Origin of the sequence: Streptomyces sp. NPDC097640 (assembly GCF_040302705.1) — a bacterium.
In the GTDB taxonomy this organism is placed as follows: Bacteria; Actinomycetota; Actinomycetes; order Streptomycetales; family Streptomycetaceae; genus Streptomyces.
The window spans coordinates 224,896-235,671 of record NZ_JBEOSB010000018.1 but is presented as its reverse complement, the minus strand read 5'-3'; the positions used below and the strand labels follow the sequence as shown (position 1 = coordinate 235,671).

Below are 10,776 nucleotides of genomic sequence, written 5' to 3'. Positions count from 1 at the left end.
GGTTGATAGGCCAGATATGGAAGCCGGGTGACCGGTGGAGTTGACTGGTACTAATAGGCCGAGGGCTTGTCCTCAGTTGCTCGCGTCCACTGTGTAGGTTCTGAAGTAACGAACTGTGTTGTTGCCGGTTTGTTTTCTTCATAGTGTTTCGGTGGTCATTGCGTTAGGGAAACGCCCGGTTACATTCCGAACCCGGAAGCTAAGCCTTTCAGCGCCGATGGTACTGCAGGGGGGACCCTGTGGGAGAGTAGGACGCCGCCGAACAATTTTTACAGAGAGAGCTCTGTCAGGAACTTTGTTTCCCGACAGAGCTCTCTTTTTGTTGCGCTGCGGGCCACTCGGTGTTCATGTTGCCTGGGCACGATGCCAGTCATGGGGACTCCTGCGGACGAGCTGTTGCAAGAGCTCACCAGGTCGGGCGTACGACCGGGTGACGAGGTGGTGGTGCCGTCGTACGGCACCGCCGAGGCCGCGGAAGCGGTGCTGCTGGCCGGGGCCCGGCCGGTGTTCGTGGACATCGAGGCCAATACCTTCTGCATAGACCCGGCCGCGGTCGCGGAGGCGCTCACGCCCCAGACCGTTGCCATCATCGCGGTGCACACCTTCGGACACCCCGCCGACATGGTCCGCCTCGGTGAACTCGGCCGACGGCACGGTCTGGTCGTCATCGAGTACGGGGCGCGGCCCGAGCCGGCCTCGGAGATACTGCGCCGGCAGGCGAACGCGGCTTATCTGGACGGGAAGTTGCGCGGCGTGGTCATTCCGCGGGTGGCTCCGGGAGCCCAGCACACCTATCAGCAGTACGTGGTGCGTGTGCCGGGCAATGGCAGGCCGGACCGTGACGCCTTCGCCCGCACGCTGCGTTCCCGCGGTGTGGTGTGCCATGTCCCCGTACAGACGCCGGCTCATCGCACCGCGCGGTTCCGGCGGGATTTGTGGCTCGCGGAGACCGAGCGGGCCGCCGATGAATGTCTGGCGCTGCCCGTCGACGCGACTATGTCCCGGCGGGAGTTGCAGCGTGTGGTCTCCGCCTGCAATGCGCTCGGCGGGGTTCTCCAGGTGGCGGCTTGACCGCGGCCATTGGGGCGGCGGTACGGAGCACCCTGATCTTCGGGGTATGATTTATTCCGTCGACGCGCCCCAATAGCTCAGTCGGCAGAGCGTCTCCATGGTAAGGAGAAGGTCTACGGTTCGATTCCGTATTGGGGCTCTCCATTTCACGACGCAAGGCCCTCGCCGATCGGCGGGGGCCTTAGTCATGTCTCGGGTCATGTCCCGGATGGTTTCTGAGGGTTGCTCAGGAGTCCTGCGGCTCGGGCACGCGCATGGCGAGAATCGCCATGTCGTCGGACGGCGGCTGGGCCGCGAACCGCTCGACGGCGCGCAGCACTCGGGAGGCCACCGCGCCCGCCGTAAGACCCGTGCAGGTTGTCAGTACGTCGATGAGGCCGTCGTCGCCGAGCATCCGGCTGCCCTCGCGGCGCTCGGTCACGCCGTCGGTGACGCACAGCAGGACATCGCCCGGCGCGAGGGTGACGGTCTGCTCGTACAGTTCGAGGTCGTCCATCACGCCGAGGAGCGGCTGGGGCTCGGCAGCGGCCTCCACGGTGCCGTCCTGGCGGAGCCGCAGCGGCAGCGGATGGCCCGCGCAGACGACCTTCAGCAGGGCGCTGCCGTCCTCCTGGGGCCACAGCTCCCCGTAAAGGAGCGTCAGAAAGCGGCTGCGGGCGCCCTCGTCGAGGATGGCGGCGTTGAGGCGCTCCAGCACCGCCGGGCCGCCGAAGCCCTCGCGGGCGAGGAGTCGCAGGGCGTGCCGGGCGAGGCCGGTGACCGCGGCGGCCTCCGGGCCGGTGCCGCAGACGTCGCCGATGGCGAAGCCGTACGCGCCGTCGCTGATCGGGAAGAGGTCGTAGAAGTCTCCGCCGACCTCGTTGCCCTCGCCCGCCGCCCGGTAGATGACCTCGACCTCCACGCCGGAGACATCGGGCAGTTCGGGCGGCAGCAGGCTGCGCTGGAGGGACTGGCTGATGGCGGTGCGCTCGGAGTACAGCCGGGCGTTGTCGAGCGCGAGGGCCGCCCTGCGGGAGAGGTCTTCGGCGAGTTCCAGGTTCTCCTGGCGGAAGTGGCCGTCGGTGGACTTGCCGAGGGTGAGCATGCCGATGACGCGGTTGCGGGCGACCAGCGGCAGCACCACGGTCTCGCCGCCGACCGCCGAGGCGGTGGCGAGCGAGGCGCTGGGGCCCGAGGACGGGCGGGCGGCGTCGCCGAGGCTGAGGCCGCGCAGTGAGGTCCGCAGCGCCGCGGCGTGGGCGGCCTGGGAGGGGGCGGTCCACAGGCGGGCGCCGCCGGTGCGGACCTGCTCCGGCGGGTCGATCTTCGTCAGCAGGGCCTTGAGACCGTCGATGCGCTCTTCGTCCTCGTGCAGGACGTAGGAGAGCTCGGGGTCGGAGGCGGGGTCGGCCACGGTGTAGACGGCGCACCAGTTGGCCAGCGTGGGCACGGTCATCTGGGCCATGAGGGCGAGCGTCTGGTCGCGGTCGAGGGTTCCGGCGAGCAGATCGGAGGCCTCGACGAGGAAGGAGAGGGAGTTGCGGCGCAGCCGCTCCAGCTCGGTGAGGCGGGCGCGTTCGACGGCGAGCGCGATGCGGTCGGCGGCGAACTGAAGCCGCAGCGCCTCCTCGTTGCTGTAGCGGGCGGGGGCCTCGGCGGCGACGCCGAGCGAGCCGGTGAGCCGGCCCTCGACCTTCAGCGGGACGGTGACGACCGAGCGCAGGCCGGTGTTGGCGAGGAGCGGGACGGCGCCGGGCACGACGGACAGATCCTCGTGGACGGCGGGCATCCGGGCGGAGCCGTAGCGGCCGGTGCCGGCCTCGACGGGGACGCGGGCGAAGCGCTGGCGCGCCGAGGTGAGCCCGGTGGAGGCGCGGACCTCCAACTCGGTCTCGTCGTCGGTGGCGAGCAGCAGATAGGCGGCGTCTCCGTCGAGCATGTCGCGGGCGCGCTCGACGGTGCGCTGGAGCAGCCCGTCGAGGTCGTCGGGGGCGGGCGAACCGAGGGAGACCTCGAAGGCGTCGGCGGCCGTGCCGCGCTCGGCCATGTCGGCGGCGTCGGGCCCGGGGCCGCGCTGCGGGCTCTGGAGCACCGCGCGCTCCCGCTCGCGCACCAGCAGGCAGACGGTGGACGGATCGCCGTCGGCGTCGCGGACGCGGAGGTGGGAGGCGTACACGGGGATGACGCGGCCGTCGGCGCCCCTGATGCCGTACGAGCCCTCCCAGCGGGAGAGCTGAAGGGCCTCGGCGACTCCGGTGCCGGTGCCGGGGGTGTGCGGCCAGGCCGCGAGGTCGGTGAGGGGCTTGCCGACGATCTGTTCCGGGGCGTAGCCGAACAGTTCCTGCGCGTCTTCGTTCCAGGCGCTGATGACGCCGGTGCGGTCGATCTGGGTGACCGCGACGCGGATCCGGGTTTCGGTGACGGGCAGGGCGTTGGTGGGCAGGGCGGGGCCGGCCGAGCGGGTGCCGGCCGGGCGTTCCGGGAACTCGAGGTGGAACCAGACCTGCTTGTGGGTGGCCGTGTACTCGACGCCCCAGCGGGAGGCGAGCGCGGCGCACAGGAGCAGGCCGCGGCCGCCCTCGCGGTCGGGGTTGCCGATGGGGGAGCTGGTGGTCTGGAGCGGGAGTTCGCGCTCCGGGTAGCGGTCGGTGACCTCGATGCGGGCGCCGCCGTCGGCGCGGATGCACACCACGTCGGCGGTGGTGCCGGAGTGGACGACCGCGTTGGTGACCAACTCGCTGGTCAGGACGACGGCGTCATCGACGATGTCGGTGAGGCCCCATCCCTGGAGGGTGTCGCGGACAAAGGTACGGGCGGAGGCGACCGAGCGTCCCACCGGCTCGAAGGTGGCGGCTGCCCGCGCGGTGATCACAGGTCTCCTCATGCGTGTTGTCTCGGCGATCTGCTCACCCATGTCGCAGCGCCCCTCCGATGCCTGGCCGGATGCCAGGTTACTTACCTCGACCGCTTCCGCGAATGCCGGTGGGGGTTGATTCCACCCAGAGTGTGCTCTCGGGGGGTGTGCGATGGTGCCGAACTGTTATGGCCTCGTTGGGGCGGGGTGAAACACTGGGCAAGCTGGAAGAAGAACCCGACGACGATGGTCGACCCTGCGGGAGGGACACGGTGGAGTCTGGCGCTGCGACGCGAGGCATGAGCACGCGCGCGAAAGGCGGACGGTCCCGGAGCAATGGGACGACCGAAGTGGACACGGCGGCCTTGCACCGCCTGCTGACGGCGATGACGGCCATGCGGGACGGGAATTTCCGCAAGCGTCTGACGGTCTCGGGCGATGGGGTGATGTCCGAGATCGCGGCGGTCTTCAACGAGGTCGCGGACCGAAATCTCCAGCTCACGGGCGAGCTGGCGCGGGTGCGGCGGGTGGTCGGGCGTGAGGGGAAGCTCACGGAGCGGCTGGAGATGGGGGCGTGCGAGGGCTCGTGGGCCGCGGCCATCGATGCCTCCAATGCGCTGGTGGACGATCTCGTGCGCCCCGTGTCCGAGGTGGGCCGGGTGCTGTCGGCGGTCGCCGAGGGCGACTTGGAGCAGCGGATGGATCTGCGCTCGCAGGGGGCGGACGGTTCGGCGCATCCGCTGCGCGGGGAGTTCCTCAAGGTGGGCCGAACGGTCAACGGCCTGGTGGATCAGCTGTCCGCGTTCACCGACGAGGTGACGCGGGTGGCCAGCGAGGTGGGTACGGAGGGCAAGCTCGGCGGCCAGGCGCGGGTGCGTGGAATGTCCGGCTCGTGGAAGGACCTTACGGAGTCCGTCAACACGATGGCGTCCCGGCTCACCGCCCAGGTACGTGACATCGCTCTCGTGACCACGGCGGTGGCCAAGGGTGATCTGTCCCGGAAGGTCACGGTTCATGTCGCCGGGGAGATGCTCGAACTGAAGAACACCGTCAACACGATGGTGGATCAGCTCTCGTCCTTCGCCGCCGAGGTGACGCGGGTCGCCCGTGAGGTGGGCACCGAGGGCGAGCTGGGCGGTCAGGCGAAGGTCCCCGGTGTGGCGGGGGTGTGGAAGGACCTCACGGACTCGGTCAACCTGATGGCCGGGAACCTCACCGCGCAGGTGCGCGGGATCGCCCAGGTCACCACGGCGGTCGCCAACGGTGATCTGTCGCAGAAGGTGACGGTGAGCGCGCGCGGCGAGGTCGCCCAGCTCGCCGAGACGATCAACACCATGACGGAGACGCTGCGCACCTTCGCGGACGAGGTGACGCGGGTGGCCAGCGAGGTCGGGGCCGAGGGCCTGCTGGGCGGTCAGGCGCAGGTGCCGGGCGCGGCGGGTACGTGGAAGGATCTCACCGATTCGGTGAACACCGCGTTCCGTAACCTCACCGCGCAGGTGCGGGACATCGCGCAGGTGACGACGGCGGTGGCCAACGGCGATCTGTCGCAGAAGGTCACGGTCGATGTGGCCGGGGAGATGCTGGAGCTGAAGAACACCGTCAACACGATGGTGGACCAGCTCCAGTCCTTCGGCGCCGAAGTGACGCGGGTGGCGCGGGAGATCGGCGTCGAGGGCGAACTCGGCGGTCAGGCGCAGGTGCCGGGTGCGGCGGGTACGTGGAAGGATCTCACCGATTCGGTGAACACCGCGTTCCGTAACCTCACCGGACAGGTGCGCAACATCGCGCAGGTGACGACGGCGGTCGCCAACGGCGATCTGTCGCAGAAGGTTACCGTGGACGTCTCCGGCGAGATGCTCCAGCTGAAGAACACCGTGAACACGATGGTGGATCAGCTGTCGTCCTTCGCCGACCAGGTCACGCGGATGGCCCGGGACGTGGGCACCGAGGGCCGGCTGGGCGGTCAGGCCCGGGTGGACGGCGTCAGCGGCACCTGGAAGGACCTGACCGACTCCGTCAACTCCATGGCGGGGAACCTGACATCGCAGGTGCGCGGGATCGCGCAGGTGACGACGGCGGTGGCGCGCGGCGACCTGTCGCAGAAGATCGAGGTCGACGCGCGGGGCGAGATCCTGGAACTGAAGAACACCATCAACACGATGGTCGATCAGCTCTCCGACTTCGCCGAGCAGGTGACCAGGGTCGCCCGCGAGGTGGGTACGGAGGGCCGGCTGGGCGGGCAGGCGCGGGTGCCCGGCGTCGCGGGCGTCTGGCGCGATCTGACCGACTCGGTGAACAGCATGGCGGGCAATCTGACCGCTCAGGTCCGCAATATCGCGCAGGTCGCCACGGCGGTGGCGCGCGGTGATCTGTCGCAGAAGATCGAGGTGGACGCCCGGGGCGAGATCCTGGAGCTGAAGAACACCCTCAACACCATGGTCGACCAGCTGTCCTCGTTCGCCGAGGAGGTCACCAGGGTGGCCCGCGAGGTGGGTACGGAGGGCCAGCTGGGCGGCCAGGCCGAGGTGCAGGGGGTCTCCGGCACCTGGAAGGACCTCACCCAGTCCGTGAACGGCATGGCCGACAATCTGACCTCCCAGGTGCGCAGCATCGCCGAGGTGACCACGGCGGTCGCCAAGGGCGATCTGTCGAAGAAGATCACGGTCGACGCCAAGGGCGAGATCCTGGAGCTCGTCACGACCGTGAACACGATGGTGGACCAGCTGTCGTCGTTCGCCGAGCAGGTCACGCGGGTGGCCCGTGAGGTGGGTACGGAGGGCCAGCTGGGCGGCCAGGCGCGGGTGCCGGGCGTGACCGGAATCTGGAAGGACCTGAGCAACAACGTCAACCTGATGGCGAACAACCTCACCATTCAGGTGCGCAACATCTCCGAGGTCTCGGCCGCGGTCGCCAACGGCGATCTGACGAAGAAGGTGACGGTCGAGGCGCGCGGCGAGGTCGCGGCGCTCGCCGACACCGTCAACACGATGGTGACGACGCTGTCGTCCTTCGCGGACGAGGTCACCCGCGTGGCGCGCGAGGTGGGCACCGACGGCATCCTCGGCGGCCAGGCGCGGGTGCCCGGCGTCTCGGGGACGTGGAAGGACCTCACCGAGTCCGTGAACTCGATGGCGTCCAACCTGACCGGGCAGGTCCGCAACATCGCGATGGTCACCACGGCGATCGCCCAGGGTGACCTGACGAAGAAGATCGACATCGAGGCGCGGGGCGAGATCCTCGAGCTCAAGACGACCATCAACACGATGGTCGACCAGCTGTCGTCGTTCGCCGACCAGGTCACCCGGGTGGCCCGCGAGGTGGGCACCGAGGGTCAGCTGGGCGGCCAGGCGCGGGTGCGGGACGTGGCGGGCACCTGGAAGGACCTGACCGAGTCCGTGAACGAGATGGCGGGCAACCTGACCCGTCAGGTGCGCGCCATCGCCGAGGTCGCCACCGCGGTGACCCGCGGCGACCTCAATCTCAAGATCGATGTGGATGCCGCGGGCGAGATCCAGGTCCTCCAGGACCACATCAACACCATGATCGCCAACCTCCGCGAGACGACGCTCGCCAACGAGGAGCAGGACTGGCTCAAGGGCAACCTGGCCCGTATCTCCGGTCTGATGCAGGGGCGGCGCGACCTGGCGGACGTCGCCCGGCTGATCATGAGCGAGCTGACCCCGGTGGTCTCCGCGCAGCACGGCGCGTTCTTCCTGGCGGTGCCGACCGACGAGGGCGTGGAGGCCGGCGCCGACGGCGAAGGGGACGGGTACGAGCTGCGGCTGATCGGCAGTTACGGCTACTCCAAGGGCACCATGCCGACGACCTTCCGGCCTGGCGACTCGCTCATCGGCACGGTCGCGGTCGAGAAGCGCACCGTGCTGATCGAGCGGGTGCCGCCGAACTATCTGAGGATCTCCTCCGGCCTCGGCGAGGCCGCCCCGGCGAATGTGATCGTGCTTCCGGTGCTGTTCGAGGGCCAGCTCCTCGGCGTGATCGAGCTGGCGTCCTTCCAGCCCTTCCTCCAGATCCAGAAGGATTTCCTCAGCCAGATCGCCGAGATGATCGGCACCAGCGTCAACACCATCGCCGTCAACACCAAGACGGAGGTGCTGCTCATGCAGTCGCAGGAGCTCACCGAGCAGCTGCGCGAGCGGTCGGCCGAGCTGGAGAACCGGCAGAAGGCGCTCCAGGCCTCCAACGCGGAGCTGGAGGAGAAGGCCGCACTGCTGGCCCGGCAGAACCGCGACATCGAGGTCAAGAACACCGAGATCGAAGAGGCCCGGCAGGTGCTGGAGGAGCGCGCCGAGCAGCTCGCCGTCTCGATGCGCTACAAGAGCGAGTTCCTGGCGAACATGTCGCACGAGCTGCGCACCCCGCTCAACTCCCTGCTGATCCTCGCCAAGCTGCTGGCCGACAACGCCGACGGCAATCTCTCGCCCAAGCAGGTGGAGTTCGCCGAGACCATCCACGGCGCGGGCTCGGACCTGCTTCAGCTGATCAACGACATCCTGGACCTCTCGAAGGTCGAGGCGGGCAAGATGGACGTCAGCCCGACGCGTATCGCCCTGATCCAGCTCGTCGACTATGTGGAGGCGACGTTCAGGCCGCTGACCGCGGAGAAGGGCCTGGACTTCTCCGTACGGGTCTCCCCGGAACTGCCGGCGACGCTGCACACCGACGAGCAGCGGCTGTTGCAGGTGCTGCGCAACCTGCTGTCCAACGCGGTGAAGTTCACCGACACCGGGGCCGTGGAGCTGGTCATCAGGACGGCGGGCGCGGATGTGCCCGACGGCATCCGGGAGCAGCTCCTGGAGCACGGCGCGCTGCGCGACCCGGACGCCGAGATGATCGCGTTCTCGGTCACCGACACCGGTATCGGCATCGCGGCCAGCAAGATGCGGGTCATCTTCGAGGCGTTCAAGCAGGCCGACGGCACCACCAGCCGCAAGTACGGCGGTACCGGCCTTGGACTGTCCATCAGCCGGGAGATCGCCCGGCTGCTCGGCGGCGAGATCTACGCCGCCAGCGAGCCGGGCCGTGGCTCGACCTTCACGCTGTACCTGCCGCTCCACCCGAGCGAGCTGCCGCCCCAGGGCTATCCGCAGCTCGGCCCCGGCGGCGACGGCGCGCTCGCCCTGGAGGCCGTGCTGGACACCGGCGCGGAGGGGGGCGAGGATCGCGCCCCGGAGGCGCGGGAGGCCGTGCGGGACGTCTCGGCGGTCCACGCGGCGCATGCGGCCCATGCCGCGCATGCGGCGCAGCACCGGGCGCGCGGCGGCACGGGGAGCTTCCGGCGCCGTCAGCGGGCCGAGCAGGAGGCGATGGGCGGCGGGGTGCCGGTGAGCCGGCCGGGCCGCCGTCCGGTGGCGCGGCGGCCGGAGGCGCCCGAGCCCTGGCTGCTGGGTGGTCAGGACCTGGTCGCGCCGGAGCCGTCGGGCGGGTTCCACGGCGAGAAGGTGCTCATCGTCGACGACGACATCCGCAATGTGTTCGCGCTCACCAGCGTGCTGGAGCAGCACGGGCTCCAGGTGCTCTACGCCGAGAACGGCCGGGAGGGCATCGAGGTGTTGGAGCAGCACGACGACGTGGTGCTCGTCCTGATGGACATCATGATGCCGGAGATGGACGGTTACGCTACGACGGCCGCGATCCGCCGGATGCCCCAGTTCGCCGGGCTGCCGATCATCGCCCTCACCGCGAAGGCGATGAAGGGCGACCGGGAGAAGAGCATCGAGGCCGGTGCGTCGGATTATGTGACCAAGCCTGTCGACACGGATCATCTCCTCGCCGTTATGGAACAGTGGATGGGCGCGGAGTGACCGGCGGGAACGGCGGCGCCGCAGGGCTGCTGACTGAGTGTCGCCGAACACGTGTGGGAACCCGGTGTCCGGGGAACCTTCTGGTCTCTCGCCGCGTTTCTGCTACGTGCACAGTGACATCGCGGTGACAGGGTGTGGCGAACAGCGGGGTGCGGCTACCATGACCGGCACAAGGACGGGCGGCGCAAGGGAGTCGTCCCCCGGGGCGGCGCCCGGCGCCTCCCCGAGCTCTTTGAGCAGGGGAGGCCCCATGCCGGGGCGAGGAGGACGGGCCATGGTGCAGAAGGCCAAGATCCTCCTGGTCGATGATCGGCCGGAGAATCTGCTGGCGCTGGAGGCCATTCTCTCCGCGCTCGATCAGACACTGGTACGGGCATCGTCAGGGGAGGAAGCGCTCAAGGCGCTGCTGACGGACGACTTCGCGGTGATCCTGCTGGACGTCCAAATGCCGGGGATGGATGGTTTCGAGACCGCCGCGCACATCAAGCGGCGGGAGCGGACCCGCGACATCCCGATCATCTTTCTCACGGCGATCAACCACGGTCCGCACCACACCTTCCGCGGCTATGCGGCGGGCGCGGTCGACTACATCTCCAAGCCGTTCGACCCGTGGGTGCTGCGCGCGAAGGTCTCGGTGTTCGTCGACCTCTACATGAAGAACTGCCAGCTGAGGGAGCAGGCCTCGCTGCTGCGGCTCCAGTTGGAGGGCGGCCAGTCCGGCGGTGAGGACGCGAAGGAGGCGGCGGGGCTGCTGGCCGAGCTGTCCGCGCGGCTGGCCGCGGTGGAGGAGCAGGCCGAGGCGCTGTCGAAGCAGCTGGACGAGTCCGCGGACGCGGCCGCCGTGGCCACCGCCGCCCATCTGGAGCGCAAGCTGACCGGGCTGCGGCGGGCGCTGGACGCGCTGGAGCCCGGCGCGGGCGGTGGGGCGGGCCAGCTGCCGCAGGGCTGAGCGGCCCATCCGTCCCGCGCCCCGGCGTTCGTGACGTCCCGTCTCCCTGACGCGCTGTCACCGCGTACCCGCCGCCCGCCACGGCCGCCGGGGTGGTC

Annotated in this window: 4 protein-coding genes, 1 tRNA gene and 1 rRNA gene; 5 read left to right on the top strand and 1 reads right to left on the bottom strand. The window is 69.5% G+C overall.

The genetic code is table 11. From position 1 onward, the window contains the following. Positions 1–147 precede the first annotated feature (147 nt). The 3 genes from rrf to ABTY62_RS27775 all read left to right on the top strand — a co-directional run bounded on the left by rrf (position 148) and on the right by ABTY62_RS27775 (position 1,210). Positions 148–264, top strand: a 5S ribosomal RNA gene (rrf, locus tag ABTY62_RS27785). 108 nt (positions 265–372) lie between these two features. Further along, a complete protein-coding gene (locus ABTY62_RS27780) occupies positions 373–1,071 on the top strand; it encodes a DegT/DnrJ/EryC1/StrS family aminotransferase (RefSeq protein WP_352132122.1) in 699 nt (232 codons plus the stop codon). A 66-nt stretch (positions 1,072–1,137) separates the two neighbouring features. After that, positions 1,138–1,210: transfer RNA gene (locus ABTY62_RS27775), tRNA-Thr, on the top strand. Positions 1,211–1,297: 87 nt separating this feature from the next. Here the strand turns inward: ABTY62_RS27775 and ABTY62_RS27770 are convergent. Continuing rightward, positions 1,298–3,922, bottom strand: a complete 2,625-nt coding sequence (locus ABTY62_RS27770; protein ID WP_352132133.1) for a SpoIIE family protein phosphatase — start codon at positions 3,920–3,922, stop codon at positions 1,298–1,300. 281 nt (positions 3,923–4,203) lie between these two features. On the opposite strand from ABTY62_RS27770, the gene ABTY62_RS27765 reads away from it, so the two are divergent. Both ABTY62_RS27765 and ABTY62_RS27760 read left to right on the top strand, forming a co-directional pair. After that, a complete protein-coding gene (locus tag ABTY62_RS27765; RefSeq protein WP_352132121.1) occupies positions 4,204–9,729 on the top strand; it encodes a HAMP domain-containing protein in 5,526 nt (1,841 codons plus the stop codon). A gap of 274 nt (positions 9,730–10,003) precedes the next feature. Then, positions 10,004–10,678, top strand: coding sequence for a response regulator (locus ABTY62_RS27760; RefSeq protein WP_352132120.1), 675 nt, complete (start codon positions 10,004–10,006; stop codon positions 10,676–10,678). Positions 10,679–10,776: the final 98 nt, after the last annotated feature.